General features: G+C 63.0%; 1 pseudogene. It reads right to left on the bottom strand.

What is annotated here, in order from left to right:
* Nucleotides 1–257, bottom strand: a pseudogene (locus EN824_RS33690) (hypothetical protein); the annotation flags it as partial.
* Nucleotides 258–376 lie beyond the last annotated feature (119 nt).

The raw sequence follows: 376 nt of genomic DNA, 5'->3' as shown, positions 1-376 counted from the left end.
TCGGAGAGCACCTGGCGCAGCGGATCGTGCGGCGCGATCCACGGTCCGACTATTGCAACGATCACGAGCACCATCAGGATCGCAAAGCCGAATACGGATAGCGGGTTGCCCGCGAAACGCCGCCAGCGGCGATAGGCGAGACCCAACGCGGCCTGTCTGCGCGACGCGGGCGTGTCCGTGAGGAGCCACTGCTTGCACGTGAGTCGCGGGGCATTCATCGGCCAGTCCTGCGTCGATTGTTCAAGAGGATGACGCACGTGGTTAGTCTCCGTTGCATCAGCGGGCGCGAGGATCGAACACGCGATAAAGCGCATCCGTGAGCAGATTCAATGCAATGAAAGTGGCGCCGATCACGAGCGTGCTGCCGAGCACGGCG

Source organism: Mesorhizobium sp. M8A.F.Ca.ET.181.01.1.1, from assembly GCF_004792025.1.
Classification (GTDB): Bacteria; Pseudomonadota; Alphaproteobacteria; order Rhizobiales; family Rhizobiaceae; genus Mesorhizobium.
The sequence above is the reverse complement of the archived record's forward strand: the minus strand, read 5'-3'. Positions and strand labels throughout refer to the sequence as shown.